Origin of the sequence: Maribacter thermophilus (assembly GCF_001020565.1) — a bacterium.
Classification (GTDB): domain Bacteria; phylum Bacteroidota; class Bacteroidia; order Flavobacteriales; family Flavobacteriaceae; genus Maribacter; species Maribacter thermophilus.
Window position 1 is genome coordinate 3,080,224 of sequence record NZ_LDAS01000001.1, and the last position, 26,944, is coordinate 3,107,167.

Below are 26,944 nucleotides of genomic sequence, written 5' to 3' on the forward strand. Positions count from 1 at the left end.
AAGTGCGGTACTACTTAATTGACCACCAGTTTCTTATTGATTCTACTGCTGGCAATTTTAGAGGCAATAACCCCCAGCACCAAAATGGTGGCCAAAACAATAAGCACGTTGATCAATTTATATTCTACGGGATAGGGTAACGATGGGGTAATTTTTAACCACCCGAACATTAGCTGTGTCCAAATAAGTAGAGAGCCCAACAACACACCTATAACACCCCCAAGTCCTGTAACCAATAGCCCTTGCACAAAATAGATATGCCGAAGCTCTTTAATGGTAGTACCCATGCTGTACAGTGTTTTAGAATTTTGTTGCTTGTCTAAAATCATCATGATAATGGCCCCCACAACATTGAACAAGGCGATGATGAGTACCAGGGTAAAAATAAGGTAGGTCGCCATGTTCTCGGTATTCAGCATTTTATACAGCGTGCTGTTCAGTTCTTGCCTGTTCTTTAAAACAATATTGTCGCCCAGCACCGATTGTATGTCAGATCGCAGTTGGGCAATATCGGCGGTGCTGTCTACCTTAAAATTAATGCCTGAAATTTGATCCGGACCTTTTTCCAGTAGGGCCTGTGTCAACGAAAGGTCCGCGAACACATACTTGTTGTCCAGATCGGCCTCTACGGCATATACACCGCCTATTACAACGGGTAGTTGGTTGTAAAGCGAACTTACCCCCTGCTGCGAGATAGACCCTTCCCCGGGCTTAAAGGCATAAATCTGCATCGGACTAATAAATTGGTTGATCGTAACCCCCAGAATATTGGCGATACCGATGCCCGAAACCACTTGTTGCTCATTAATGGTCCAGTCGCCGATGTACAAGATACTATCGGTATTGATCACCTTGGTGTAATTGGAGTCGATTCCCTTGATATAGGCAATATGGTTTTTGCCCCGATGTTCCAGATATACCTTTTCCTCTATTTCTTTAGAATAGGAAGCAAGGCCTTTAATGCTTTTAAGTTGGGTTTCCTGCTCTGGGGTAATGGTAAAAAACTTACCGGTAACGGGCAGGGCCTTTAGTTCGGGGTCGAACGAATTTGTAAAGGAAAGGCTAAACGTTTTAAGTCCGGCGAAACCGGACAATACAATGAACAGTGCGGCCGATCCAATTACGATTACCAAAAAGGTAATGAAATTTATAATGTTTACCGCATTCTGCGAGCTCTTAGAGCGCACATATCTTTTAGCGATATATAATGGAAAGTTCAAGAATCAGGATTTTTTTCTTTTAGGCAATAAATCTCGGTTCTCGATCGGGTTCTCCTCTCTTTTTAACGACTTTTCTATTTTTTCGATGTACTCTAAAGAGTCGTCCAGGTAAAAGAGAAGTTCTGGCACCCTTCGCAATTGGTTTCTGGTACGTTGGGCCAGTTCGTGCTTAATAAGGGGCTGGTTAGATTTAATGCCCTCTAAAAGTTCTGCGGCCTGCTCGTTAGGAAAAATGCTAACGTACACCTTTGCTATAGACAGGTCGGTGGTTACCGACACTTTCGATACCGATATCAAGGTGCTTCTAAGACCGCCTTCAATGGCTGCCTTTTGCAGAATATCCACAATGTCTTTTTGTATTACTCCGGCTATTTTACGTTGTCTTTGCGTTTCCATAGGACAAAAATACATAGAATAGTATGTATTTTAGTAAAATAAAGAAAAGCATCCGATTCTTTCTCGGATACGCACAAAAAATTACGAAGGTGAAAAAGATAGAACATATTGGTATTGCCGTCAAAAATTTGGAAGAATCCAATGAGCTGTTCCACAAATTATTGGGTGGTGGGCCTTATAAAGAAGAAGAAGTGGCATCGGAGGGAGTGAAGACCTCTTTCTTTCAGAACGGACCCAATAAAATAGAATTATTGGAAGCTTTGGACAACACCGGGCCCATTGCCAAGTTTTTAGAGAAAAAGGGAGAGGGCGTACACCATATCGCTTTTGAGGTAGATGATATTGTTTCTGAAATCGCCAGATTAAAAAAAGAAGGCTTCCATATCTTGAACGAGACCCCAAAAAAAGGGGCCGACAATAAATGGGTCGCTTTTGTACACCCCAAGACTACGAACGGGGTTTTGGTAGAGCTATGTCAAGAAATAAAGAAGTAGGTACGTTTTTGCTTGTGCCAAATAAAAATAAGTGGTAATATTGCATCCGCAAATTGCGGGTCCTATAGCTCAGCTGGTTAGAGCACCTGACTCATAATCAGGGGGTCCATGGTTCGAGCCCATGTGGGACCACCTCTATAAAAATCCAATCTATTCGTATAGGTTGGATTTTTTTGTTTAATCCCTATAAAGACTGCACTAGTTGCATTTATTGTATTTATAACAAAAAGTCAACTTGTCAACTTATGAGTTGAAATTAGGTACCCCATTCGGGACCCTATTTTAATTCAAGGTACCCCACTTTCTGAATTGTATGCCAATTGTCTAACATTAAATCAATTGGTTATGAAACAAAACAATTTGTCAGTCCTATTTTTTTTAAAAAAAGATAAAACCAACAAACAGGGAACTTGTCCAATCTATTGTAGGATTACTTATTTAAAGAATAGAAAACAATTCTCAACCGGAGAGTTTATTAATCCATTGGAATGGAACGCCAAAAAGCAAAAGACCAGCTCTAAAACTATTGCTAATCAACAAATCAACTTGCAAATAGAAATTATATCAGCTAACATTAAAAAAGCTTATTTACAATTGCAATTGTCAATGGTTGAATTTACTGCTGAAGATATTTTAAATTTCTATATTGGAAAATCAATCGTCAAAGAGGTTGGTGTAATTAAATATTTTAAGAGATTTTTGGACAAAAAGGAGAAACTCATAGGAATAGATATTGAGCTAGCCACTTGGAAGAAGTTTAACTATGCCTGTTCCCAAACACAAGATTTTATAAAATGGAAGTTTGGGAAGAATGACCAACCATTGAGTAAACTGAAACTCCAATTCTTACATGATTTTGAATACTATCTTAAAACAGAACGGAAACAATCTCAAGTAACCATTAATAAGTGCATCCAGCGTTTTAGGAAACCGATTAAGGAGGCCTTAGGAGAGGGGTATGTGGACAAGGACCCGTTTGCTCTTTACAAGCCAGGAAAGGTTAGGAAAGAGGTTGTTTTTCTAACAGTCGACGAACTTAAAACACTTGAAACATTTAATATTATACAACCAAGGTTGCAGATAGTAAGAGACCTGTTCATTTTCTGTTGTTACACTGGACTAGCGTTTAATGAGATGAACAGCCTAGACAATGAGCATATTGTTAATGGGTTTGATGGAAACCAATGGATTCAGATGAAGCGTAAGAAAACAAACAAACCCATTTCTGTTCCATTATTACCAAAGGCTAAAGATATCCTAGAAAAATATCTGGCGACTACGAGTTCTTTACTTCCAAGGATGAGCAATCAAAAAATTAATTCTTATTTGAAGGAGATAGCTGCAATCGTAGGAATCAATAAGGTTATTACCCACCATATGGCAAGAAAAACTTTTGCATCTACAGTTCTCTTATATAATGATGTTCCTATGGAGATAGTAAGTGAATTACTTGGGCATTCAAGTATAAAGATTACTCAAGAATATTACGGAAAAGTGGTTCAAAAAAGAGTTGGTTTAGAAATCAGCAATCTTACTAAAAAACTTAGATAAGATTATTAAAAGGAGAAGGGCATCAATCAAATCTACGTTATTTAAAAGTCAAAAAAAGTTTTGGATACTCTTCTCCATAGACGTTAATTCCGATTCCATCATAAGATACCCATCAACTATCTTTTTTTATTTCTTCAAGAATAAATTCTAAAGCATTCTCATAATGAACACAAAAAAGATAATTTTTTTGCAACTAGTATCTTTAACTTAATTCTATCTGAAATAAAATAAGACCAACCAAGCAATACAACATCAGTAAAATTATACCCTACTGACTATTGTTTAATGTCATGAATCTTTAATGGTATAAAGGTGTTGAGAAAATTCTCCGTAACACCCTCAACTATTTTATTATAATCAGATTCCATATGAATTTATTATTTATTTGCTCCTTGGCTTTTTTATTATAACCGATTTAAAAAGTTATTTTTAAATCTTCATATACCACCTTTTCAATAATATCTGGCCTATCACTATTAATAGACCTACTGTATAGGTCTTTGCTTATGGGGTATGTGTTTATATCGCTATCGGATAAATCGTCCTCTATAACCTTGTAAACTTCCTCCTCTTTAAGGTTGTTGTCTAACCAAACATGAATGTCATTGTCCTGTATTATTACAGGGCGTCTATTTTTTTTATTATGGATTTTAGCAAATAAGGGAGTTGCCTCTTTAGTTAAAATGGAAAAAGTAACCATTTTATCTGGAGTAACTGCATAGATTCCTGCTAGGTGAAAAGGGTCTCCATTTTCTCTTTCAAAGTAGAATGGAATTGAATATGGTTTTTTGACGTGTTGTATTCGATGAGGTTCAAAAAAGCCATCCACAGGAATAATACAACGTCTTTTCAAAGCACTTGATTTATAATTATTAGAGTCAAACAGCTTTTCTGATTGAGCATTTAATCCAGAACCCCACCTTATTGTTTCCTTATAATATTCTTCGGCATTAGCCCCCATTTTATAATGAGGAATCAGGCCCCATTTAACTGGAATTAAGTTTTTAGGCCTTTCTTGAGGGATTATCCACATATTTGGGTGCGCAAATCCATTAGCATGATTGTAGGTTAATTCCGCCTGTTCATCTAGCTCTTCTCCTAAAAGCCTTTCAACGCTATAGTAGTCTTCTAATTCTCTAACCTTTCGGCTGACTCTGGTGTTATAACACATTGAAAATGATTTTCAATCAAAATGAAATTAACGAAAAACTGTTAAAGATTCTAATTTATCTCATACAATTAATAAATTTGGAAAAAATCCAAAAAATAGGAAAATATCCAATATTATGATAGGTGAAAAGGTTGTTTTCAGACCTAGGGATAGGTACGTTTTAAGAAAACTAGTAATAGAAATAGGTGAGAATGCCCTTAACGGAGAATGCTGGACCAAAAAACTAAACAAACCTAATAACATCAATCTATTCTATTTGGAAACGGATGAGCAATTCACTTTTTAAAGTATAAATATCCGAACTTTGGAGAAAGAATTATTATGAAACTAGAAAACTATAAGCTACCCGAAACTGGATGGATAAGATGTGTATTAAGTTAAAAGGGAACCAAGATGTCAGAACGCTTTATATTGGCGAGCGGAGACTTGATATCATTGAGGGTCTGGCCATTAAAAAGTATATGCCAGAATCTTTAATGGATTTGGTTGAAATGGCTATGGTCGATAGACACTTAAAATGGACAGACGAATACATACAAGACTGTATAATGGTTATCACCTACAATGAATATGTCTCGGTTATGTACAAACATGTACCAATTCAGTTCGACGGCACTTTAATGTTTAATTTTACAGTTTCCAAACATCATAACCATAGGTTTTCCTTTCCTCTTAAATGGAAGCATTTGGAGTTCTATTTTGAAAAGAACTTATTTTAAAAAATAGGACTAGTGACGGAATTCAAACAATGCTTTTATTGAAATTTTCAATGCCTTAGATAAAGGCATTAGAATTTGTTATAAAAGTACTTATTATGCCTCTTTCAAATCGGCTTATTTGGAATATCTCAACGTCTATTTAATTAGCCAATTGTTCCTGGGTAAAACCTCTTAACTTTCTCAATCTTATACGGTTTTTCCCGAAGGCCGTTTAAAACTCGTAGAGACAACCAATTATTAAGTAGGCATATTTGCCTATTTTTAAGATATTCTTATAACAGTTAAACAATGAAAGGAGAAATACTAATAGTTCTAATGTTGATTATTTCACATTCGGCAATCTCACAATGTGAATTAAAAACTACCACTAGATATGATGGTAGTTTATTAAATTATTTTAATCCTAAGCCTGTTATAAGACAGTCAAATTATGAGATAGGAGTTTCTGTTTATAAAAATGTGACTACCGATGTTACTATGCTTAATGTCTCAGTATTGTTCTTAGGGAAAAAACCAAATAGTTTAAATGGTAATGCTATTATTCAAACAAGTGGTGAGAGAGGTATATCTCTTGAACCGATAATTTTTGATTTAGTAGAAATGAATGGAAGAGATGTAGCAGTTGGACTTTATAAAATAGAAGGCTCAATGCTGGAATATTTTAAAAAAACATACCTCAAAAGTATAGTTGTGAGAGTAGGAACAGATTTAGTAGGAGCCACTGTAAATGAAAATGAATGGGTAATTAGGGATAATATAAAATGTCTTGAAAAATAATCGTAACGGCACTACAAAATGGACTTTTTATAAAACGTTTGATGATTACTATAATTCAGGCATAAAAACTGTTTTAATCCCCGCTGTTCTTGAAAACTACATAGTTAAAGAATATGAGAACGATGTTGGAGTTTGGCATGAATATGGGTTGGCAATTTGTCATGTACTTTACAATGATGGTTCTGATGATTATTTGAAAGCAATGATAAAATCTGAGGATATTTTATGTTTTGAGAATTTAATAGGTTGTGAAATTATTTTAAGGATTTTATTGGAAGGTGAATTGACGGGCCATGCCTACGTTGAGGAATATAATAATCGAAATCTCTCCTATCTACAAAATATAAATGAGGAAAATAACGAGATATTTTTAAACGAGTCTTACCTGAATTATTTCAAATATGATTTCATTGAAAATGATTATCAATCATCTGAAATTATTGAGAACAATGAAATAGAAAACCAGGATGCTTTTTTAGAATACATTGAGGTTTTGTTAGATTTAGACGATGAAACTTGGTTAATGTCAAATATTGAGTCACAAAAGAATAATCATGAACAATTGAAAAACCACCTACAAACAAAGAAAGAAGCAACACCGTTTAGAGCTTTGGTTGTAGTATTCTCAATACCCGTTTTATTATGGTTTACTTCGGGTCTTATACATTCCGGAGGAAATTTTATGGGAGGACTCCAAGAGGTTTGGATTAACATAGTCCTTATTCCCATTGCTGCATTTATAATTTACATTGTTTTAAAAGTGGCTAAATGAAGTTGATTGAAAAAAAATTTTTTTCAGATTTTTTTCAGGTTTTTTTCAATCTAGCATGCTTGATAACCTATGAATCAGCCCCCACTCCTTTTCAATTTTGGGGAGTCCCCCCATAATTATTGTTTAATCTTAAATTATTAAAACCATGGTTACAATTGTGGATTACAAGGAGTATCAAAAGGAAGATGGGACAAATTTCTGCGCTTTAGTCGTGCAAGGAGGAATGGAAGCCATAAAAAGCAAAGAGACAGGCAGAACCTATTTTACTGCAAAGAAAGCCCAAGTTGCATGTACGTTCAATTCGGAAATGTGCCAATCATTGATTGGAAATGAAATTGATGGGAAAGTGAAACGAATTGAAGTGGAACCTTATGAATATATCAATCCGGAAACAGGTGAGATTATGACACTTTCGCATAGGTATGAGTATATCGGTGCAGAGGAAGAAACATTGGACAATCATCTGGTTTCAGAAACGGTAGTAGCTTAACCACTTTCAAGTAGTATCGAACAAGGGGCTCATATTGAGCCTCTTTTTTTATGCTCAAAAATGAACAAAAACTATTAATCAAATATTAAAAACATGAAACTACAAACAGCACAAAGACATCAAGTAAAACTTAGAATAGGCCTGAGCGGGGCAAGCGGATTCGGGAAAACCTATTCAGCATTGTTACTGGCTTATGGTATAACCAATGACTGGACAAAGATTGCCATAATAGATACAGAAAACAACAGTGCTAGCTTGTACTCTGATCTTGGAAATTATAATGTGATAACCTTTAGTGAGCCATATAGTCCAGAACGTTATATCAGGGCTATCAATACTTGTGAAGAAGCCAATATGGAAGTAATAATCTGTGATAGTATCACCCATGAATGGCAAGGTACAGGTGGGTGCTTACACATTCATGAGCAATTAGGAGGTAGGTTCCAAGATTGGGCTAAAGTATCTCCAAGACATCAAGCTTTTATTGATGCGATTCTACATTCTAAAGCACATGTTATAACGACCGTTAGAAGCAAAATAGACTATTCAATGGACACAAGTTCCAACGGAAAGACAAAAGTGGTTAAACACGGTTTAAAATCCATTACAAGAGAAGGGTTTGAGTATGAGTTAACAGCAAATTTTGAACTTATAAATGAGAATCATATGGCAAAGGCTTCAAAGGACAGAACGGGATTGTTTATGAATAAACCCGAGTTTGTTATTAACTCATCAACAGGCAGAAAGTTAATGCAGTGGTGCAATCAAGGATTGTCCATGGACCAAGCTAGTAAAGAAATAGAGTCATGTTCAACTATAGAAGGGTTGCGTCACTTATATCAGAAATACATAGGGTTGAAAGAAAAAGTGCACCCTTTAATTCTGGAACGAAAGGCCGTTTTGGAATCCATTACCCGTCAAGTGGTACCCAACAAACAAATTATCAACCCATCAAAAACAAAAGAACATGGAACTAGTAACTAATCAAAATCTCCAATCTATGATACAGGATATTGTTGAGCCCATCACAATTTCAAAAAGTCCTTTTATTGAGGCGAATACAGAACAAGTTACCTTGGAGCATTTAAAAAAGGACTGCATAATACCTGTTTTCTCAAAGGATAATGAATCAACTATTAGCCATTCACAATTTATAGGAAAGGCTTATGAAGCGGCACAGGAACTTTTTCCTCAAATAGATGTACGGCAACCAGAGATTAGGGTAAGTCATGTGGTAAAAGGCAGGATTCCTTCGGCAATAGGAAAACCTGCAAAAGAATTACTGGAAAATGAAAAGACGATTTATTATGAACGCTGTGCCTTTATAATTGATTTGCCAGACATTACTCAAACCATAAATGGAAACACCTTAAACCTTTCAGTTGGAGGGGTTAGGTCCCTAAATCAAGAGAACCTTTATAGTAATAAAACATTGGAGAAATTTAAGGTTTTTATAGGTTTCAAAAATTTAGTATGTACAAACTTATGCATCAGTACGGATGGATTTTCCAATGAAATCAGAAGCGCGACCATTGGCGATTTAAAGGAACAAATCACCAACTTATTTTCTTCCTATAATCAAGAGCAACACTTTGAGGTGATGTCGGATATGAAAAGCTACAGGTTAACGGAAAGCCAATTTGCTCATTTTATAGGTAAGTTAAGGATGTATCACCATATGGATAAAGCAAAACAAAAGGAGCTATTCCCTATTCAATTAAACGATGGTCAAATCAACAATGTGGTGGAGAATTATTATAAGTGTCCAAATTTTAATAGAGATGTGGATGGTTCTATTGATTTTTGGAGATTGTACAATTTGTTCACGGAGGCTAACAAATCATCCTATATAGATAAAAATTTGGAGCGTAATGTTTGCGCATATGAACTAGTAAAAAACCTAAGTTATTGCATAGAAAATAATATCTCTAATTGGTTTCTCCAACATTAATACATAGCTATTATGAGAACTTAGGGAGTAATCAACACATTTCAAATTAATCTAAATAGTTAACGAATGAAAGATAATGAACTTGCTGAATTATTAAAGTATAGTTCTCCTAAAGAACTTTATATCGTCGCATGGAACAACCTGTTAAAAGTCCTTTTTTGTCCTTTTAAAGTGAAAGTAGCGTATTCCGTAGGTAGTTTAAGAAAGGGAAATTTAGTTTGGGTAGAAGAAGTGAAGGTTACTAAGCATTTGGTTACCGTTTACATCATACAAAAAAAGGCATATCACTATTATCATTTTGATATAGTCATCTAAACTAAGAGAAGTCTATGCTGAATTTTCCATACTAAATATTAGTATGTTTTGAGACGGTTTCCTTCTTTAAAAAGAAACCCCTGAAAATGAATTGAGCTCATTGTTAATTGCACTAGGTGCATTAACTACATTATAAAATTTCATAAATAAGTTGTTTTAATGTAACTTGGTAAGCAAGTGTTTTTTATGAGCATTACTTCAAGAATTATCCTTAATGGAAAGACGGATAACAGCCTTGGAAGTATTGAAGTAGAGAACATGTCGTTCTTTGATATACTGATTTATTTCTTAGAGATACGCTCCTGTTTTTCAAATTTTCATTAAAAAAGGAGAGATAATTTTGAGCGTAATTGTCTCATGAATAAAATTATGAGAAAAATTATTAATTTTAAAGAAATCACGAAATTGTATCGTGAAATGCCACCTAAAAAAATGTTGTGGAGTGGTGTAAAGGAAAAGTCTTTTGGGCTTGTTTTTGGACCAAGTAAATCAGGGAAAACAATTTTCTGTGAAAACTTGGGAATATCAATAGCAGTCGGAAAAAAAGAGTTTTTTGATTATCCTTTGGAAGGTATTCCAAAAAAGGTCTTGTTTATTGGACTTGAGGAGCATTGGGAAAACAGGGTTGAACGCAACATTAAACAGTTTGAAACTCTTAATCAAGAGGAACAACTGGTTATGGAAACGAATTACCTATATCAATCCATAGACTTCTCTAAACTAGTTGTAAAGCCTGAAGACTGGAAAAATCTTCGTAAAACTATAGCTGATTCTGGAGCCGAAGTAGTCTTTATAGATAGTATCACCAGAATGAACCATGGTAATTTAGAGGATAGTGTTACGGCAGAAAAGATAATGGTTAGGTTGCGCACAATTGCACAAGAGTTAAACATTACTTTATTTGCAATACACCACACTCCTAAAATGTTTGGAAAACCAATAGGTATTGACAGCATAAAGGGAAGTTCAACATTTGCTCAGGAGGCTGATTTTGCAATTGGCATTAATCGCACGGACAAGAATTACCGATACATGAAAAATGTATTTTTCAGATATGCGAGTGATGATGATGAATTTGTAAAGGAGTTTATTACCCCCGAAAGCACATGGCTGGAGTATATTGAAGAAGTGGATGAGAATGAAATTATCCAACGAAGCGATAGAAGAAGGAAAGATGACAAAAGGGATGTTATTGTAAATTTCTTCGACAAGAATTATCAAACTACGTATACGAGTCCTGAAGCTTTGAAGTACGTTATGGATTTAGTGGGCGTTAAGAAAAGGCAGGCTCAAACCTACCTTTCCGAAATAACCCGAAGTAACAAAATCCAAAGTTTAGATGGAGGTATTTATTGCTCGGTCAATTATGTGGCACCAAATAATCGAGTGAATAATGAATAGTAATCATATTATTTATAAAGCCGAAAACATTGTAACTGGTGAAATCTACATAGGGGCAACATCGAAATCTATTGAGGAACGTAAGAATGACCATATTCAAAAGGCGCGTAATGATACTGGAAGCTATTTTCAAGAATCTATAGCTACTTATGGAGTGGGGTCATTTGAGTGGACTAAAATAGACACCGCTATGAATCTTGATGAATTAGCTAAAAAAGAAAAAACTTATATTTTAAAATATGATTGTTTCCAAAATGGCTACAATTCTGACAGTGGTGGTGGTATGGCCAAAACGGTTTATCAGTTTGATATTCTAACTGGCAAATTGATAAATTCCTTTAAAAACCTAAAAAGTGCAGCTAGTGCAGTTAATGCGGGTATTACTACCATAAGTAATGCATGTTTGAACTACACTAAAACAGCAAAAGGTTTTTATTGGAGTTATTGCAAGGAAGATGTATACAGTGGTGATTTTGATAAAAGAAAAAAGAAAGTTTTTCAGTACTCATTAGATTTAGATTTGATTGCAGAATTTAAATCTGTTTCTGAAGCATCTCGGATTACAGGAAATTCAAAAACTTGTATTTCAAGATGTTGTAGGGGTGAGAGAGAACAATCGGGTGGGTTTCTTTGGAAATACACCTAAAATTAGAGGGCGACAGTGATGTTGCCCTTTTTTTTTTGCCTTACGGAAAACCGTAAAACACAATGATTCTTCTGTTCTAAATTGCGACCAATAATAAATCTTACAAACCAAAAACCTTAATTATGAGTTTTAAAAAGCAACTGATTTTATTGTCATTGATTACTGTATTCAACTATAGTTGTGATAAATCTACCTCAGATGAATTTGAAGAGGTGAACGGAAATGTTGAAACTAGATTATTGAGCGCTATTTCTGTAGTTTCCGCACAAGATTCAGATGAAAATAGCAATGTTCTTTTTCTTTATGATGGCGATAATAAACTTACCACGGTTACCGATGGCAACGAGACCAGTATTTTTACCTATGAGAACGGAGAGTTAGCAAATATTACCGGTGGCAGTGACAATGTATCCATAGAAGAATTATATCATTCACCGTATGATGCTTTTGAGTACGGTGAAGTGTTGGAATATGATGATAACGGAAACCCCTATAAACTACAATTTATAGAAGAAAAGTATAATTATGAAACACGGGATATGGAACCATATTATTATACGGCACAAGTGACCTATGATGACAAACCAAACTTATTTTACAAGACCGCGGAAGCAGGTGGCTTAATAGAGGTAATGGATGGTGTTCGCTTTAATTTTAACATAGCACCTCAATCTCAGGATATAGTAAAGGCAAAGGCTTTATTCCCCAATAACAACCCATCACAGATTATTTATAAGAATGAAGAAGGGGAAGTAGAATATGTTGTGAACATAAGCTATGTGTATGACGGGGACTACCCTACTTCGGCTACCGTTACTTCGGCATATACAGATGGTGGAGACACCTATGTTTACACGGTTGCTTTTTCTTATATAAGTAATTAGAGAGGGCGTTGTTTTCTTTAATTATATAATAACTTAAAAAGGGCGACAGAAATGTTGCCCTTTTTTCATTTATGCTCATATTTTTTATTTCAAACTTTTCATTGTATTTAACCACAGGTTATTAATTTGTATTTTTGGCTCCAATTAATTAATTATTGTAATATAAATGAGAGATTTTATTACCCATGTGCTATCATCCAGAGAAAATTACACTAATATTTATATAAGTTACACGGATATTAAGAAAATTGAAAAAGCCGTAATGACCACTTTAAATCTAACGAATTTAAAAGACCTCAGAGATAAATTTGAGGGTCTTAAATTTTATGATTCTTTTACCCTAAAATCTTTTGGTGTCATCGCACTAGGTAATCTGTTAAAAATAGATTTAGTAAATTGGGATGAGATTGAACCCAGGAATTATGAAGCAATTGTCAGTATAGAGGGCAAATTAATTGATGTTATTAATTTCGAATATGGGGAATTTCCTGTCATTGATAAGAAAAGTTCAAAGCCTGCAATATTTGCTTGTAAAAGGGACAAACAGAATATTTGGATATGTGGTTATGCTAGTATTGAAATATTAGATAATAATCAAGATGATAAATACATTAAAGGGGTTATGACGCGAAACATTGAATCAAAAACAACTTTTACAGGATTTAATAAATTAAAATATTTCAGTAACATTGAAGAACTCAAGGAACTAATTGTTGAAAATTAGTTTTCCGATAGTACGCAATTCCAGTATTTATTATATAAAATGAAAAAGGAAAAATTTACCGTAGGCAGTCTTTATGCTGGTGTTGGAGGGATTTGTTTAGGATTTAAACAAGCCGGTTTTGAAATGGAATGGGCCAACGAGTATGACAAGAATGCCTGCATTACATATAGGGAAAACTTTGACCATCATCTTTTAGAAGGTGACGTAATGGATGTTGATATTTCTGAATTGAATAAAGTGGACGTATTAACCGCGGGTTTTCCGTGTCAACCTTTTTCCGTTGCTGGTTATAGAAAAGGGTTCGATGACAATAGAGGAAATCATTTTTTTAGAATACTCGATTTTATTGATGAAATAAGGCCCAAGGTTGTTTTTCTTGAAAACGTAAAGAATCTGGTGGGTCACGATAATGGAAACACGTTTAAAGTTATACATAATGAACTGGATAAAAGAAAATACACATTCAATCAAGAAATACTGAACACCAAGGATTTCGGAAATATCCCCCACAATAGGGAAAGAATCTTTATAGTTGCTTTCGACAAACTTTATTTAGAGAGGGAAATTTCCTCATTTGAATTTCCTAAAAAGGAAAAACTTACAAAGACTATCGAAGACTTGCTTATTAAGGAAAAGGTTGATGAATACTTCTACTATGGCCCTGATAAGTATATGTATGAAATGCTACAAAAAAGCATGACAAGGGAAGATACTGTATACCAATTTCGTCGACAATATGTTAGAGAGAATAAGTCGAATGTGTGTCCTACCCTAACTGCAAATATGGGCACTGGTGGACATAATGTGCCACTTGTTAAAACACGATACGGATTTAGGAAATTAACCCCAAGGGAATGTTTTAGATTTCAAGGTTTTCCAGAAGATTTTAAATTACCGAAGTTAGCCAATTCGCATTTGTATAAACAATCTGGAAATTCGGTCAGCGTACCCGTGGTAAGGGGTGTTGCTCGTAATATAATGTCAGTTCTAAGATGTGTGGAACAAGAAAAAAAAGAACAAGAATCCCTAAAAAAAATAGCTTAAAAGTATTTTTTTATTCAAGGCGACTCTTACAAGTCACCTTTTTCTATTTTATAGTAATTGGATAAGCTCGAGAAGTAATTATTATTGAAAACTATTTCAATATAGAAATTTCCTAAAGTATCAAAAACTTAATACTTAAACTTTCCAGAACATTTCAAAATATTCAATCGAATTATTTTGAATATACCTGGTTTGTCATTAAGTAAAAGGACACATTATCACCCATATTTTTTTATCAGGATAAAGATTATATTCTATTGAGCCAATAACAGCGGTTTTATTATTAAAAATATTGTGTCTTGATTGTCTATTAATCTATCGAAGTCAACATCATGGACAGGTAAATGGAAGGCATTACTTATCGGTTTTTCAATCCCCTTTTCAATATGTGACTGGTATAGAAGTAGTTTTAGAATGTCCTTGTAACGTGTTACACTGTAAGGCCTTCTTTAAATTTCAAAGAATAATATTTTGCGTCAAAAAGGAAGAATTTACATGATTCGGAATCTTCACTAGTAATATCTGGTATGAATGTACCTCCCGATGTAAATGTTTTATCAAATATATTCCATCTTCCCATCAAAATAAGTTGAATCCCAGTATTCTAGATTCTTTGGTGCTATATAAGAATTATAACTCTTTTTAAAGTTTTATGATTTATAAAACCACTCAATAAATGCGTACATTAACTGTTCCTTATACATGATTTATTGCTTTGTCTAAGAAATTTTCATATTCATCCAATTGGGCAAAATCAATTAAAAATTCCGCATTCGTTATTTTTGTAATTTTTACTGAATCATAGCCAACATTTTTTAATTTGCTGTATGTCAACAATTCTCTTGGCTGAAGATTCAGGACTTTTCTTAACATCCAATCAGCCATTGCATTATTAGGGTTTGTCATTAAAGCCTTATCACCAGCTTGGCAAACTTTTGCGTTTAGAGCTTCACCACTCGGAACTTTTAGTGTAAAAACAACATTACTTTTTGGTAAAAAGCCTGGTGCTAATTCATGAATTATTTTAGGGATAGCTATATAAACTTCTCCTGGATCTCTATCTCTACCTCCTGCATTCCACTGATTCAATTGACTCTTTAAAGGAACAATAGGCTCCTTGTTTTTATTTTTAGCATTTGGAGAGTATAAAGGCAAGATTACATAATCTTTACCCGGGATAAGTTCTTCATCTTCTAATAATGTCAAATTAGATACCCGCAAATTATCTGTTAGTAGTTCAACCTTTTTAGATGTTAAATCTAACAGTGCTTCAATGGGCTCATCTATAATTTCGACATCAATTTCAATACAATCTTCTGGCACTACAAAGCGTTTCATTAAAACACTTTTAGAAAAATTGAAATTATATTCATTATTTAAATCTTTAAATTTTAAAGAACTTTTATTTTCACTTATAATTTCAATGGATGCTTTGTCAATTAAATCATAACCAACTTCAAATATTTTGATCACTCCTTTATCTCGTCCCACAATATGATAAATCCGTTTATCAATTCCATATGCTCTATCCGCAAATGATATTCTTTCATTCCGATAATCTGAAAGGCGGTTAGCTAGTTCAAGGCCCTTAAGGTTTCTTAATTCTATACTCAATGAATTGAACTCAGCAACTTTTTCAATTTTAGAGTTTCCAGACAATATAAATGTTTTGATCCCAATGCCAAAGCCACTTATAACAGCATCGTAGGCGACATCAGCCCTAGCCAAATTTTTAGCATCAAAAGCCTTACAAAAGGCATTCTCAGCAACTCTATATTGAATAAAAGGTTTGTCAGATGAACTATAAAGATTAGAAAATGCTCCAATTGCTCTTAAATAACTACAGTATTGATCAATATCTTTTTTTGACCTTGTTTTTAAAAAACTCATTTATTTTAACAAAGGAATTAATTCTTCGATTTCTTTTAAATCACCTGATTGTATATAATAGTTCTCAGCATCCATTGATATTCTGCCATTTAATAAGCTATTTTGAGGAAGAATATGTCCTTTGTCAATGATTTCAACGAAATCAGTATTTGTAATAAAGCCACATATATCAGCGGAAAAAAGTTGATTTAAAACGATCTCTTTTAATGCTTGCAAAGCAATAGTGTCTGAAAAAAATATTCTTTTTTGCTTAAAGACTTTTTTTATATCTGGTTTTAATCTTACTAATAATGTAAAATCATAAATACAATTATTGGGTAGATACATGCCATTTCTAGACCAATCATTAGTTTCTAGAAGTAACAAGTTTGAAAAAAAGGCAGCTGACTTTATGCTTATTTTAAAGCCTTTATAGGTTAGATCAGTGTCGTCCCAGAGCCCTAATTTCCATGTCTCTAAATCAGGTTCATTTGTAAATATCCCATTTTCTTTCAGGTATTTGTAAACAACAAATTCAGCAAGTTTTCCTTGAAAAGTATTACAGAACAATTCACCATTTCTCCTTGAGTATTGGCCACCTGTTCGATAACCACGGTGTTCACCTTTCTTGCCAAATGTCATTTGATATGCAAATTCAAAAACTTTTGTAATGGTCCCTCGTGAAATTTGCCTTGGCTTGAAAACTCGTTTATTGTTTATTATATAACTATTCCCGTTTTGATTTAGTTTTTTAAACATTATATAGAGATTCTAGTTTTATTGGTATTGATTTATCAACTAAAAAAGTTCTGCGATTTTAACTTCTAAGGCTTTTGCAATTTTTTCAATATTTATTAGTGTTATATTTTTTTCTGCTCTTTCTATCATACCAATGTAAGTCCTATGTAAATCAGCTCTAAACGCAAGCTCTTCTTGGGAGATTCCTTTCCTTTTTCGCAACATGCGTACTTTTTCACCAAATTTCTTAAGTATTTCAGGCGCTAAATCCATAAAAATCAATTAACAAATAAAGCTACCTATAGTATGCAAATTGTACTACATACTATAGTTAGCATAATCATGCAGTGCGTACTATAGCTTTATGTTATTATTTTAAATAATCTTAATATTTATATGGTAAGAATCTCAAGAGGCGCCTTAAATACCATGGAAAAAAGGATTTAAATAAAAAAGAAAATATGGAATATTAAGATTTGGAAAATGATTTACCGAGCTTGTTCTGTCCTATGTAATACTTATCGAAACATATTTATTTAAAACCTTGAATGTCAGTATTTATTATGGTTATTACTAAATTCAGAATCTATTTTATATGTTAGGCTTTTTATACAATTCTCTATAATAGGTATAGGACCTTTTCCATATTGTTTTTAAAATACAAGGGCATTGAGATAATATGACCTGCTTGTGCATGAACACGAACTATATCAATCTCTATCACTATATTGTAAATTTCAATTAATGTAATCTTTGGCTCTTTATTATATTTATATAATTAATGAGATATAGTGTGAAGTACAAATAAAACTGATTAAAGCACCATTACTGTGGAATAAATCTTATTTTAAATTGGAGCCAAAAGATTATTGTGTTTCAATTTCAGTTGAAGGTTAATAATAGTGTTTTTAGGATTATAAGGTTGTAATGGTAATTTCAAATATCAAAGAAATAAAAAATAAGGCATACAATTCGGATACCTATTAAGTTAACTAGTTTGCAAAAGGTTGGATATTAACAAATTGGTTTCCATGGTTCGAGCCCATGTGGGACCACATCAAGCAGAAAACCCACGCCTATGGTGTGGGTTTTTCATTTTTAGGTAGTAAGCCGAGCTTGCTCGGGCTTCTACCCCGAAATGAAAAAGAACGATTCACGCTAGCGTAGCGTGGTTTTCTATTTGCAGGAGCGGGCACTACTGGTCCACGAGCACAGCGAGCTAACCTAGGTGGGACTACCTCTATAAAAATTTAATTCAATCGTTTAGGTTGCTTTTTTTGTTTAAGCCCTATAAAGACTGCACTAGTTGCATTTAGTGTATTTATAACAAAAGTCAACCTGTCACTCTACTAATGTGTAATTAACCACAACATAACCTATCTGTTGATTGGGGGCATTGGAATCTGTGTTCCATTTATAGGTAAAAGCTGTTTTCTTTGCGGGTTCTAATAAACAAGGGTTGTTATTGGTAGTACCGCGAACACTTGGAGTTGCACTTATTACTTTGCCATTTCTATCTACTACTATTTTAACCACAACCCTGCCTGATTCATTACATTCTTGCTGCACTTTACCTTTACTTACCAAGGATCGTCCACTTAACCCATACCCATCGGTTCCATTACCAGATCCGGGACTACCATAATAACTTGTTGCGTACGAATCCCCATTTGACTGACCTTTTTCATTGTTAAGTCCTCCCATCAGGGCATCCAATTTTGTCTTCTTGGGATTCTGCTCCTTTTTATCGGCAACTTCATTGACACTATCAAGATTGTTGTAAAATTTAGAGATTAGATCCTTAGTCGAGAAGGCCTTATTTGAAGCTGACCGATTCACTTCTTTAATATTGTATATTTTTAGTGTATATCTAACAGTATTAATATTACTGTTTTTCATTTTATTCACTTGTTCATTTGTCAAAGAGTATACTGCTTGGGCAGTATCATCTACGTAGAAGGATTCTCCCCTGTCCATACAAGTGATAACAGTTCCATCATCAAGATAAATTATTAGTTTTCCACTAAATAATGTTCCTGATAGTGATGACTTTGTGGTTAGGGCAATAATAGCCGTTGCGCCATCCTTGGCAAATAATACATTCAAGTCTTCCCCGTCATCTGAGTTAGATTGTAGCGCAAAAGATTCTTCGGTACAGGGGTAACTATTTTCGCCAATAAAGAAGAAATTTTGTCCATTGACCGTTAGTGTAATAAACAGCATGGAAATTAAAACAATAAGAATCTTTTTCTTATTTCCGTTCATCAAATTATGGCTAATACGTTTTATGCGTTAATAAATATAATATTTATATCCATAATACTTTAAAGACAAGACTGTTCATTCCCCAATTAGTAGGGCCGCTTTACGGAAAACCGTAACTCCATTTGAACATCTTTTATTAAATTACAGGTTTCTAAAAATGGACCTGTGCTCCATTTCAAAAAAGAGTTGTTTAAAAGAGGTCAAGAGACTGCCTTTTTCTATTTTTAGGAAGAAATAAATACTAGAAATGTTCGAACAGACTTTTAAAAATATAGATGACCTGCTCTATAAAGATTCGGGAGCAGACAGCGAATTAGATTACATAGGACAAACCTCTTGGATCATGTTCTTACGCTACTTGGACGAATTGGAACGAGACAAGGCGGACGAAGCAGCACTGCGTGGAGGGGAATACAACTTCATTTTAGATGAAGCATACCGTTGGCCAAATTGGGCAATGCCAAAAGGAGAAGACGGAAAACTGGACCACCACAAGGCCAAAACGGGAACGGACTTGGTGCAGTTTGTGAACAACCAATTGTTTCCATACTTGGCCGGATTCAAACAGAAAGCCGATAACCCTAAAACCATTGAATATAAGATTGGCGAAATTTTCTCTGAACTGAACAATAAAATTCAAAGTGGTTACATACTGCGCGAAATTTTAGAATATGCAGACGAATTGCCCTTTCGTGCCAGTACCGACAAGCACGAGTTGAGCCACTTGTACGAAACCAAGATTAAGAACATGGGCAATGCCGGGCGAAATGGGGGACAATACTACACCCCACGACCGCTTATTCGTGCCATGATTCAAGTAATCGACCCACAAATCGGCGAAAAAGTATATGACGGTGCGGCAGGTTCTTGTGGTTTCTTGTGCGAAGCTTACGAGTATATGTACGAGCGCATGGACAAAACCACCGATAACCTTAAAACACTTCAAGAAGACACCTTTTACGGCAAAGAAAAAAAGAACTTGGCCTATGTCATCGGTATTATGAACATGATTCTGCATGGTATTGAAGCGCCCAACATTATTCACACCAATACGCTTGGCGAGAACATACGCGACATACAGGAAAAAGACCGTTACCATGTTATTTTGGCCAATCCACCTTTTGGCGGAAAAGAACGCAAAGAGGTACAACAAAACTTTGATATAAAAACGGGCGAAACAGCTTCCCTCTTTTTACAACACTTTATCAAGAGTTTAAAAACGGGCGGACGAGCGGCCATTGTTATCAAAAACACCTTTTTGAGCAACACCGATAACGCTTCTGTTTCATTGCGCAAGCATTTATTGGAAAGCTGCAACCTACATACTATATTGGATATGCCGGCAGGTACCTTTACAGGAGCAGGCGTAAAAACGGTTGTCTTGTTTTTTACCAAAGGCGAACCCACCAAAAATATCTGGTACTATCAATTAGACCCAGGCAGAAACATGGGTAAAACCAATCCTTTGAACGATAAGGATATGGAAGAGTTCGTGACTTTGGCCGCTTCGAGAACCTCTGCGGGCGTTAAAGGTGCTGAAACCGAAAAAAGTTGGAACATCTCGGTGTCTGGGCTTGTCGAAGACACCTTAGATCTATCCCCAAAAAACCCCAACACACCCGAAGAAGCACCACTGCGAAGCCCAGCAGAAATCTTGGAGGAAATGCAGAGGTTGGATAAAGAGACCAGCTCAATTTTGAATCAAATAAAGGAGTTGATATGAGGGGATGGATGTATATCCTTGAATGTACTGATGGAAGCTACTATACAGGTAGCACCAATAATTTGGACTTGCGCATACAACAACACCAAAACGGAGAAGGAGCTAACCATACTAAAAAAAGATTGCCTGTTAAATTAGTCTACTTTGAAGAGTTTCAACGCATTGATGAGGCTTTTTACAGAGAAAAACAAGTACAAGGGTGGAGCAGAAAAAAGAAAGAAGCCTTAATCAATGGGTTTCATGAAAAATTACCTGAACTTTCTTTGGCGTATAGGGATTTGAAAACGGTGGCTTCGAGTGCCTCAGCCACCGTTTTGAGAGCTGGTATGCTGAGTTCACCGAAGTGCTCAGCCGCCGATTCGAAAGTGAACCCGTTGCCTGAGGCGAAACCGTTGCCTGAGGCTAATTTGTTGCCTGAGGCTCTCGAAGGCAACACTAACAAATTAAAGAGCTGATATGAGTAATTTAATTTTGATAGAAAATAGAATTTTTACTTTTCGGGACGAACCTGTAATGATAGACAGGGATTTAGCAGAAATGTACCAAGTAGAAACCAAAGTACTCAATCAGGCTGTGAAGCGAAATTCAGAACGGTTTCCACAAGCCTTTAGATTTCAATTAAATGATAGTGAAAGAATTGAACTGGTCACAAATTGTGACCGGTTTGAAAAACTGAAACATTCCAGTAATAATCCTTACGCATTTACCGAGCAAGGTGTAGCCATGCTTTCTGCCGTATTGCGAAGCGATGTGGCCATACAAGTAAGCATACAGATAATGAATGCCTTTGTACAAATGCGTAAAACCATAGGCAATAACCTTACACTTTTGCAATTATCTCAAGATTTTAAGCAACATAAACTAGAAACCGACAACAAATTTGAACAAGTATTTAAAGCTCTTGAAGCACCAGAAATGGAACACAAACAAGGTGTTTTTTTTAACGGACAAACCTATGATGCCTATAATTTTATAAATACCTTGATTAAAAAGGCCAAAAAGCAAATCATACTTATAGATAACTACATAGATGATACTGTAATAACGCAATTGACCAAAAAACAAAAAAGTGTAGAAGTTTTATTGCTTAGCAAAACGATAAGTAAAAAGCTGCAATTAGATATTACAAAAGCCAATACACAATACCCAAGCTTTAAAGCAGTAAAATTTGCAAATGCCCACGATAGGTTTTTAATTATAGACCAAACAGAAGTGTACCATATAGGAGCCAGCCTTAAAGATTTAGGTAAAAAATGGTTTGCTTTTTCTAAATTGGAAAAGGCTTCTGTTAGTATTTTTAACCAAATTAAAGAGTTGATATGAAGAAAGGCGATGCACTGAGCCTGCCGAAGGGTTGGGAAATGAAAAAGTTGGGTGATGTTTGTACTTACGAGAAAAACAAATACAAAGGAAACAATTTACCTTATGTTGGATTAGAACATATTGAGTCAAATACTGGAAAATACATTGGTGATTTCAGTATAACTAACGTAAAAAGTTCAACTTTTAAATTTTCTTCAAATCACATACTATATGGTCGACTTAGACCTTATTTGAATAAAGTTCTTATTCCATATTTTGAAGGGCATTGCTCAACTGAAATATTTCCTATCAAAACAAATGAAAACATAACAAGGGAATACCTGTTTTATTGGTTAATTATGGAAACTACGGTTTCTAAAATAAACTCTACTTGGACTGGGGCAAGAATGCCCAGAGCAAACATGAATGAAGTTATTAACTTCCCAATCCCCATCCCACCCCTTCCCGAACAAAAACAAATCGTAGCGATACTCGATAAAGCCTTTGCCGCCATAGACCAAGCCAAAGCCAATATTGAGAAAAATATAGCCAACGACAAAGAGTTGTTTCAATCTAAACTCAATGAAATATTTTCACAGAAAGGAGAAGGATGGGAGGAGAAGACTTTGGGAGAAATAGGAACTTTAACTTCCAGTAAAAGAATCTTCAAAAAGGAATATGTGAAAGAAGGAGTTCCTTTTTATCGTTCTAAAGAGATAAAGGAATTGGGTAATCGTAAAGAAATATCATTAGAACTCTTTATTTCAGAAGAAAGATATAATGAGATAAAAGAAAAATTTGGCATACCAAAACAAGGCGATGTTTTGCTTACTGCTGTTGGTACAATAGGAGAAATGTATGTAGTGCAAAAAGATGATAAGTTCTATTTTAAAGATGGAAATATCATGTGGTTGAAAGACTTCGACACTTTGAATTCTTATTACTTAAAATATGCCCTAAGTAATTATGTGGAGCAACTTAACTCAATGTCAAAAGGTTCAGCATATAGTGCACTTACTATTTCAACATTGAAAAAATATAGCATTCCTGTACCGAGTGAAAGCAAACAGGCTGAGATTGTAAACTCGCTAAATGAGTTAAAGAAAAAAACTTATAACATCGAATCCCACTACCAAAAAAACCTCACCAACTTAGAAGAGCTTAAAAAATCCATTTTACAAAAAGCGTTTTCGGGAGAGTTAACCCGTCCCGAAGGGACGCGGTACGAGAAGGAAGTACGTAGTGCTTCCGATAAAAAGGGAACAAAACATAGTAAGGAAGCACGTAGTGCTTCCGAACGCATAACCAACAAAAAAAGCCCTGAAAGGGCGATATAAAAAGTATGGGACAGTCACTCGTACAAAACTACATACACATCGTTTTCAGCACCAAGCACAGAGAGGAACTTATATTTCCACCCTATGAGCAAGAACTACATGCCTATATAGGCGGTGTATGTAAGGAGTTAGATTGCCCGGTTTTAATCGTTGGTGGCTATACCGATCACATTCATATTTTGTGCATGCTTAGTAAAAAAATAGCCCTGATGACCTTGGTACAAAAGGTAAAGGCATACTCCAGTAAATGGATAAAAACGAAAGATGCGCGTTTAGCCAACTTTTTTTGGCAAGATGGATACGGAGCATTTTCGGTAAACCCAAGTGAGGTTGATGTGGTAATTAACTACATTAAAAACCAGCACGAGCACCACCGAAAAAAAGATTTTAAAGAAGAGTACCGAGCATTTTTGACCAAGTATAACGTTGATTATAATGAAGACTATGTTTGGGATTGAAAATTATATCGCCCCTTCAGGGCTTTATGAAGCTATATACTATTCGGCAGGACTTCGTCCTACCTTAAAAAATTACATCCCTTCGGGATTTCGCTACCAAGTCCCGAAGGGACGGTATAATCTAGGGTTGGATGACAATCCTACCCCATATACGCAAGAGTTGGATAATAATCCACCCCGATTGAACACCATTAAAATAGCCATATAAGGACGAAATAATATTAGTATGAACGAAGCACAAACCAAACACGATCTAATAGAGCCCGCATTGCGTGCCGTTGGTTGGGGCGTTGTAGAAGGCAGCCGTTTGGTATTGGAGTTCCCGATTACCCAAGGGCGTATATTAGGCCATAATAGACGCACCAAGCCTTTAAAGGCAGATTATGTTTTGGTTTATAAGAACCGACGCATTGGTGTAGTAGAGGCCAAGGCAAGAGATAAATACTATACCGATGGCTTAGGGCAAGCCAAGGATTATGCCCAGCGTTTAAACATTCGCTTTACCTATTGCACCAACGGTTTACAGATCTATGGAGCCGACTTGCAAGAAGGCACCGAAGGTGATGTGGCGAAATTCCCAAGTCCGGATGAACTATGGGGAATGACCTATCCACAACCCAAAGAAGCGTATAAAATAGAAATTGAAAACTGGAAAGAACGCTTTAGAAACGAAGCCTTTCCATTGTTTAAAGGGCAATACAAACCCCGTTACTACCAACGTACGGCCGTGGAAAAATGCCTCGATGCCATTGCCGAGAAAAAAGACCGCTTACTGCTTACCATGGCCACGGGAACAGGAAAAACAGCTACGGCCTTTCACCTTTGCTGGAAGCTATTCCATACCAAGTGGAATTTACAACGAGATGCTTCACGTAGTCCACGTATTTTGTTTTTGGCCGATAGAAACGTATTGGCCGATCAGGCATTTAATTCCTTTATCGACTTTGCGAATATCGATGAAAACATCCTCAAACGCATTAGTCCTGACGAAATCAGAAAAACGGGTAAAGTCCCTAAAAATGGCAGTATCTTTTTTACCATTTTCCAAACCTTTATGACAGAGGCCCAAACGGAAGAAGAAATAGAAGAAAACCTAGACCTTTCCCGTGCTGCAGAACCCCAAGAGGAATACAAAAAGAATCATTTTAACTTCGGGGAATATCCTTCCGATTTTTTTGATTTTATCATTATAGACGAATGTCACCGAGGGGGAGCCAATGACGAAAGCAGTTGGCGGGAAATTTTAAAACATTTCTCCCCAGCTGTTCAATTAGGGTTAACAGCCACCCCTAAACGCGATGTCAATGCCGATACCTACGCCTATTTTGGGGAGCCCATTTACACCTATGCGCTAAAAGAAGGCATTAACGATGGGTTTTTAACGCCCTTTAGGGTAAAACAAATACAGACCAACTACGATGAATACACCCTTACGGCAGATGACACCATAATAAGTGGGGAAGCTGAGATCGGCGACCATTTTACCTATAAGGATTATGGCAGAAAAATAATGGTAGCTCAAATAGAGCGTTTTAGGGTAAAAAAATTTCTTGAAGAAATTAATCAAAACCATAAAACCCTTGTGTTTTGCGCCACTCAAGACCATGCCGCTGCAATTCGGGATATCATTAACCAAGAATGCGATAGCAAAAACCCCGACTATTGTAAACGTGTAACTGCCGAAGACGGTAAAATAGGCGAACAGGCCCTGGCGGATTTTCAGGACAATGAAAAAAGCATTCCCACGGTCCTCACTACTTCACAGAAATTGAGCACAGGTGTAGATGCCCCAGAGGTACGGAACATTGTCTTGCTCCGTCCCGTAAATTCGATGGTAGAATTTAAGCAGATCGTAGGTAGGGGAACCCGTTTGTTTGATGGAAAAGATTATTTCACTATTTATGATTTTGTAAGGGCACACAAGCATTTTAAAGACCCGGAGTGGGATGGCGAACCTTTAGAACCAGAAGAACCGACAGGGGGAACACCAAGACCTTGCAATGTTTGTGGAAAAAGACCTTGCGTTTGCAAAAAACCGGACTCCGAACCTTGTCCTGAATGTGAAAACGACCCTTGTGTTTGCGAAACACCACCAAGGCAAATAGTAAAGGTGAAGTTGTCTGATGGTAAAGAACGTGAAATAGATGCCACGGTAAAAACTACTTTTTGGGGCTCTGACGGTAGTCAAATTAGCCAAGAAGAATTTATGCAGCAGTTATTTGGAGACATTACCGGAATCATTAAAGATGAGGAAGAATTGCGTAAAATTTGGAGTTTACCTAGTACCCGAAAAAAACTATTGGAAGAATTAAAGGATAAAGGCTATACCGAAAGTCAACTGGAAGATTTAAGGAACTTAATACACGGAGAAGACAGTGATCTTTTTGATGTATTGGGTTATGTGGCCTATCACAAAGAGCTTGTACTAAGATTGGAACGTGCGGAAAAAGCAAAAATTCAGCTGGACGACTACAACCCCAAGCAACAGGAGTTTTTGAATTTTGTATTGGATCAATACGTAAAAGAAGGTGTAGACGAGTTGGACGATTCAAAGCTTCCAGAACTATTGGAATTGAAATACAAAGCCATAGCGGACGCCAAAAGAGAATTGGGGGAGATTAAATCGATTAGAGAAACTTTTATTGGGTTTCAGGCTAGGTTATATGATGGTCAAGCGAGTTAAATTATAAATTAAGA

The 26,944-nt window shown here is 35.5% G+C and carries 30 protein-coding genes and 1 tRNA gene; 24 read left to right on the forward strand and 7 right to left on the reverse strand.

The genetic code is table 11. From position 1 onward, the window contains the following. Positions 1–14 precede the first annotated feature (14 nt). Both AB657_RS13215 and rbfA read right to left on the reverse strand, forming a co-directional pair. Positions 15–1,220, reverse strand: a complete 1,206-nt coding sequence (locus AB657_RS13215) for an ABC transporter permease (protein ID WP_047246920.1) — start codon at positions 1,218–1,220, stop codon at positions 15–17. 3 nt (positions 1,221–1,223) lie between these two features. Next, complete coding sequence (gene rbfA / locus AB657_RS13220; protein WP_047247993.1) at positions 1,224–1,616, reverse strand: 30S ribosome-binding factor RbfA; 393 nt, start codon at positions 1,614–1,616, stop codon at positions 1,224–1,226. Between the two features lie 89 nt (positions 1,617–1,705). Here rbfA and mce point away from each other — a divergent pair, with 89 nt between their 5' ends. The 3 genes from mce to AB657_RS13235 all read left to right on the forward strand — a co-directional run bounded on the left by mce (position 1,706) and on the right by AB657_RS13235 (position 3,661). Then, positions 1,706–2,110, forward strand: a complete 405-nt coding sequence (mce, locus tag AB657_RS13225; protein ID WP_047247994.1) for a methylmalonyl-CoA epimerase — start codon at positions 1,706–1,708, stop codon at positions 2,108–2,110. A gap of 58 nt (positions 2,111–2,168) precedes the next feature. Further along, positions 2,169–2,242 (forward strand) — tRNA-Ile (locus tag AB657_RS13230). Between the two features lie 213 nt (positions 2,243–2,455). Further along, a complete protein-coding gene (locus AB657_RS13235) occupies positions 2,456–3,661 on the forward strand; it encodes a site-specific integrase (RefSeq protein WP_047246921.1) in 1,206 nt (401 codons plus the stop codon). A 415-nt stretch (positions 3,662–4,076) separates the two neighbouring features. On the opposite strand, the gene AB657_RS13240 is transcribed toward AB657_RS13235, so the two are convergent. Beyond that, positions 4,077–4,832, reverse strand: coding sequence for an SOS response-associated peptidase (locus tag AB657_RS13240; RefSeq protein WP_047246922.1), 756 nt, complete (start codon positions 4,830–4,832; stop codon positions 4,077–4,079). 115 nt (positions 4,833–4,947) lie between these two features. Between AB657_RS13240 and AB657_RS18010 the strand changes: the two genes are divergently transcribed. The 14 genes from AB657_RS18010 to dcm all read left to right on the forward strand — a co-directional run bounded on the left by AB657_RS18010 (position 4,948) and on the right by dcm (position 14,555). Continuing rightward, positions 4,948–5,118 (forward strand): hypothetical protein, encoded by a 171-nt coding sequence (locus tag AB657_RS18010; protein ID WP_157491735.1) that lies wholly within the window; start codon positions 4,948–4,950, stop codon positions 5,116–5,118. A gap of 79 nt (positions 5,119–5,197) precedes the next feature. Continuing rightward, positions 5,198–5,551, forward strand: coding sequence for a hypothetical protein (locus AB657_RS13245; protein WP_157491737.1), 354 nt, complete (start codon positions 5,198–5,200; stop codon positions 5,549–5,551). Between the two features lie 288 nt (positions 5,552–5,839). Continuing rightward, positions 5,840–6,328: a hypothetical protein gene (locus AB657_RS13250; protein WP_047246924.1), complete on the forward strand. Its 489-nt coding sequence runs from the start codon at positions 5,840–5,842 to the stop codon at positions 6,326–6,328. Next, the gene (locus tag AB657_RS13255; RefSeq protein WP_047246925.1) at positions 6,318–7,100 is read left to right on the forward strand and encodes a hypothetical protein; all 783 of its coding nucleotides are present in this window, start codon (positions 6,318–6,320) and stop codon (positions 7,098–7,100) included. The genes AB657_RS13250 and AB657_RS13255 overlap by 11 nt, the downstream gene beginning before the upstream one ends. A gap of 145 nt (positions 7,101–7,245) precedes the next feature. After that, complete coding sequence (locus AB657_RS13260) at positions 7,246–7,590, forward strand: hypothetical protein (RefSeq protein WP_047246926.1); 345 nt, start codon at positions 7,246–7,248, stop codon at positions 7,588–7,590. A gap of 93 nt (positions 7,591–7,683) precedes the next feature. Further along, positions 7,684–8,574 carry an AAA family ATPase gene (locus AB657_RS13265; protein WP_047247995.1) on the forward strand — a complete coding sequence of 297 codons (891 nt, stop codon included), beginning with the start codon at positions 7,684–7,686 and terminating at the stop codon, positions 8,572–8,574. Further along, entirely contained in the window at positions 8,558–9,541 is a 984-nt protein-coding gene (locus AB657_RS13270) for a DUF3871 family protein (RefSeq protein ID WP_047246927.1), read from the forward strand. The genes AB657_RS13265 and AB657_RS13270 overlap by 17 nt, the downstream gene beginning before the upstream one ends. Before the next feature lie 66 nt (positions 9,542–9,607). Beyond that, complete coding sequence (locus AB657_RS13275; RefSeq protein ID WP_047246928.1) at positions 9,608–9,856, forward strand: hypothetical protein; 249 nt, start codon at positions 9,608–9,610, stop codon at positions 9,854–9,856. Between the two features lie 186 nt (positions 9,857–10,042). Next, positions 10,043–10,180, forward strand: a complete 138-nt coding sequence (locus AB657_RS18095; RefSeq protein ID WP_198146907.1) for a hypothetical protein — start codon at positions 10,043–10,045, stop codon at positions 10,178–10,180. A 45-nt stretch (positions 10,181–10,225) separates the two neighbouring features. Continuing rightward, the gene (locus AB657_RS13280; RefSeq protein WP_198146908.1) at positions 10,226–11,257 is read left to right on the forward strand and encodes an AAA family ATPase; all 1,032 of its coding nucleotides are present in this window, start codon (positions 10,226–10,228) and stop codon (positions 11,255–11,257) included. After that, positions 11,250–11,903 carry an NUMOD1 domain-containing DNA-binding protein gene (locus AB657_RS13285; RefSeq protein WP_047246930.1) on the forward strand — a complete coding sequence of 218 codons (654 nt, stop codon included), beginning with the start codon at positions 11,250–11,252 and terminating at the stop codon, positions 11,901–11,903. The genes AB657_RS13280 and AB657_RS13285 overlap by 8 nt, the downstream gene beginning before the upstream one ends. Positions 11,904–12,025: 122 nt before the next feature. Beyond that, positions 12,026–12,787 carry a hypothetical protein gene (locus AB657_RS13290; protein WP_047246931.1) on the forward strand — a complete coding sequence of 254 codons (762 nt, stop codon included), beginning with the start codon at positions 12,026–12,028 and terminating at the stop codon, positions 12,785–12,787. Between the two features lie 166 nt (positions 12,788–12,953). Then, a complete protein-coding gene (locus AB657_RS13295) occupies positions 12,954–13,511 on the forward strand; it encodes a hypothetical protein (protein WP_047246932.1) in 558 nt (185 codons plus the stop codon). Positions 13,512–13,550: 39 nt separating this feature from the next. Next, positions 13,551–14,555: a DNA (cytosine-5-)-methyltransferase gene (gene dcm, locus AB657_RS13300; protein ID WP_047246933.1), complete on the forward strand. Its 1,005-nt coding sequence runs from the start codon at positions 13,551–13,553 to the stop codon at positions 14,553–14,555. 696 nt (positions 14,556–15,251) lie between these two features. On the opposite strand, the gene AB657_RS13305 is transcribed toward dcm, so the two are convergent. The 4 genes from AB657_RS13305 to AB657_RS18190 form a co-directional block, all read right to left on the reverse strand. Further along, entirely contained in the window at positions 15,252–16,445 is a 1,194-nt protein-coding gene (locus AB657_RS13305; protein WP_047246934.1) for a restriction endonuclease, read from the reverse strand. After that, entirely contained in the window at positions 16,446–17,183 is a 738-nt protein-coding gene (locus AB657_RS13310; RefSeq protein WP_157491739.1) for a hypothetical protein, read from the reverse strand. A 39-nt stretch (positions 17,184–17,222) separates the two neighbouring features. After that, positions 17,223–17,435: a helix-turn-helix domain-containing protein gene (locus tag AB657_RS13315; protein ID WP_047246936.1), complete on the reverse strand. Its 213-nt coding sequence runs from the start codon at positions 17,433–17,435 to the stop codon at positions 17,223–17,225. A gap of 1,068 nt (positions 17,436–18,503) precedes the next feature. Further along, a complete protein-coding gene (locus AB657_RS18190) occupies positions 18,504–19,427 on the reverse strand; it encodes a hypothetical protein (protein ID WP_232304885.1) in 924 nt (307 codons plus the stop codon). Positions 19,428–19,674: 247 nt separating this feature from the next. On the opposite strand from AB657_RS18190, the gene AB657_RS13325 reads away from it, so the two are divergent. Genes AB657_RS13325 through hsdR form a run of 7 tightly spaced genes read left to right on the forward strand, consistent with a single transcriptional unit; the run spans position 19,675 to position 26,930 of the window. After that, positions 19,675–21,150 carry a class I SAM-dependent DNA methyltransferase gene (locus AB657_RS13325; protein WP_047246937.1) on the forward strand — a complete coding sequence of 492 codons (1,476 nt, stop codon included), beginning with the start codon at positions 19,675–19,677 and terminating at the stop codon, positions 21,148–21,150. Beyond that, the gene (locus AB657_RS18250; protein ID WP_084696432.1) at positions 21,147–21,605 is read left to right on the forward strand and encodes a GIY-YIG nuclease family protein; all 459 of its coding nucleotides are present in this window, start codon (positions 21,147–21,149) and stop codon (positions 21,603–21,605) included. Before AB657_RS13325 ends, AB657_RS18250 begins: the two co-directional genes overlap by 4 nt. Before the next feature lies 1 nt (position 21,606). Beyond that, positions 21,607–22,473, forward strand: coding sequence for an ORF6N domain-containing protein (locus AB657_RS13335; RefSeq protein WP_047246938.1), 867 nt, complete (start codon positions 21,607–21,609; stop codon positions 22,471–22,473). Next, on the forward strand, positions 22,470–23,789 hold the full coding sequence (locus AB657_RS17735) for a restriction endonuclease subunit S (protein WP_052958709.1): 1,320 nt from the start codon (positions 22,470–22,472) through the stop codon (positions 23,787–23,789). Before AB657_RS13335 ends, AB657_RS17735 begins: the two co-directional genes overlap by 4 nt. A 5-nt stretch (positions 23,790–23,794) precedes the next feature. Further along, positions 23,795–24,247, forward strand: a complete 453-nt coding sequence (gene tnpA / locus AB657_RS13345; protein WP_047246939.1) for an IS200/IS605 family transposase — start codon at positions 23,795–23,797, stop codon at positions 24,245–24,247. Continuing rightward, complete coding sequence (locus tag AB657_RS13350; RefSeq protein WP_157491741.1) at positions 24,225–24,455, forward strand: hypothetical protein; 231 nt, start codon at positions 24,225–24,227, stop codon at positions 24,453–24,455. The genes tnpA and AB657_RS13350 overlap by 23 nt, the downstream gene beginning before the upstream one ends. An 18-nt stretch (positions 24,456–24,473) precedes the next feature. Further along, positions 24,474–26,930, forward strand: a complete 2,457-nt coding sequence (hsdR, locus tag AB657_RS13355; protein WP_047246941.1) for an EcoAI/FtnUII family type I restriction enzme subunit R — start codon at positions 24,474–24,476, stop codon at positions 26,928–26,930. The last annotated feature ends 14 nt before the right edge of the window (positions 26,931–26,944 follow it).

Excerpts from the sequence above, each read along its gene's own strand:
- rbfA (WP_047247993.1), bottom strand. The coding sequence starts at position 1,616 with ATGGAAACGCAAAGACAACGTAAAATAGCCGGAGTAATACAAAAAGAC.
- AB657_RS13235 (WP_047246921.1), top strand. The coding sequence starts at position 2,456 with ATGAAACAAAACAATTTGTCAGTCCTATTTTTTTTAAAAAAAGATAAA.
- AB657_RS13240 (WP_047246922.1), bottom strand. The coding sequence starts at position 4,832 with ATGTGTTATAACACCAGAGTCAGCCGAAAGGTTAGAGAATTAGAAGAC.
- AB657_RS18010 (WP_157491735.1), top strand. The coding sequence starts at position 4,948 with ATGATAGGTGAAAAGGTTGTTTTCAGACCTAGGGATAGGTACGTTTTA.
- AB657_RS13245 (WP_157491737.1), top strand. The coding sequence starts at position 5,198 with ATGTGTATTAAGTTAAAAGGGAACCAAGATGTCAGAACGCTTTATATT.
- AB657_RS13250 (WP_047246924.1), top strand. The coding sequence starts at position 5,840 with ATGAAAGGAGAAATACTAATAGTTCTAATGTTGATTATTTCACATTCG.
- AB657_RS13260 (WP_047246926.1), top strand. The coding sequence starts at position 7,246 with ATGGTTACAATTGTGGATTACAAGGAGTATCAAAAGGAAGATGGGACA.
- AB657_RS13265 (WP_047247995.1), top strand. The coding sequence starts at position 7,684 with ATGAAACTACAAACAGCACAAAGACATCAAGTAAAACTTAGAATAGGC.
- AB657_RS13270 (WP_047246927.1), top strand. The coding sequence starts at position 8,558 with ATGGAACTAGTAACTAATCAAAATCTCCAATCTATGATACAGGATATT.
- AB657_RS13275 (WP_047246928.1), top strand. The coding sequence starts at position 9,608 with ATGAAAGATAATGAACTTGCTGAATTATTAAAGTATAGTTCTCCTAAA.
- AB657_RS18095 (WP_198146907.1), top strand. The coding sequence starts at position 10,043 with ATGAGCATTACTTCAAGAATTATCCTTAATGGAAAGACGGATAACAGC.
- AB657_RS13280 (WP_198146908.1), top strand. The coding sequence starts at position 10,226 with ATGAGAAAAATTATTAATTTTAAAGAAATCACGAAATTGTATCGTGAA.
- AB657_RS13285 (WP_047246930.1), top strand. The coding sequence starts at position 11,250 with ATGAATAGTAATCATATTATTTATAAAGCCGAAAACATTGTAACTGGT.
- AB657_RS13290 (WP_047246931.1), top strand. The coding sequence starts at position 12,026 with ATGAGTTTTAAAAAGCAACTGATTTTATTGTCATTGATTACTGTATTC.
- AB657_RS13295 (WP_047246932.1), top strand. The coding sequence starts at position 12,954 with ATGAGAGATTTTATTACCCATGTGCTATCATCCAGAGAAAATTACACT.
- dcm (WP_047246933.1), top strand. The coding sequence starts at position 13,551 with ATGAAAAAGGAAAAATTTACCGTAGGCAGTCTTTATGCTGGTGTTGGA.
- AB657_RS13305 (WP_047246934.1), bottom strand. The coding sequence starts at position 16,445 with ATGAGTTTTTTAAAAACAAGGTCAAAAAAAGATATTGATCAATACTGT.
- AB657_RS13310 (WP_157491739.1), bottom strand. The coding sequence starts at position 17,183 with ATGTTTAAAAAACTAAATCAAAACGGGAATAGTTATATAATAAACAAT.
- AB657_RS13315 (WP_047246936.1), bottom strand. The coding sequence starts at position 17,435 with ATGGATTTAGCGCCTGAAATACTTAAGAAATTTGGTGAAAAAGTACGC.
- AB657_RS18190 (WP_232304885.1), bottom strand. The coding sequence starts at position 19,427 with ATGAACGGAAATAAGAAAAAGATTCTTATTGTTTTAATTTCCATGCTG.
- AB657_RS13325 (WP_047246937.1), top strand. The coding sequence starts at position 19,675 with ATGTTCGAACAGACTTTTAAAAATATAGATGACCTGCTCTATAAAGAT.
- AB657_RS18250 (WP_084696432.1), top strand. The coding sequence starts at position 21,147 with ATGAGGGGATGGATGTATATCCTTGAATGTACTGATGGAAGCTACTAT.
- AB657_RS13335 (WP_047246938.1), top strand. The coding sequence starts at position 21,607 with ATGAGTAATTTAATTTTGATAGAAAATAGAATTTTTACTTTTCGGGAC.
- AB657_RS17735 (WP_052958709.1), top strand. The coding sequence starts at position 22,470 with ATGAAGAAAGGCGATGCACTGAGCCTGCCGAAGGGTTGGGAAATGAAA.
- tnpA (WP_047246939.1), top strand. The coding sequence starts at position 23,795 with ATGGGACAGTCACTCGTACAAAACTACATACACATCGTTTTCAGCACC.
- AB657_RS13350 (WP_157491741.1), top strand. The coding sequence starts at position 24,225 with ATGAAGACTATGTTTGGGATTGAAAATTATATCGCCCCTTCAGGGCTT.
- hsdR (WP_047246941.1), top strand. The coding sequence starts at position 24,474 with ATGAACGAAGCACAAACCAAACACGATCTAATAGAGCCCGCATTGCGT.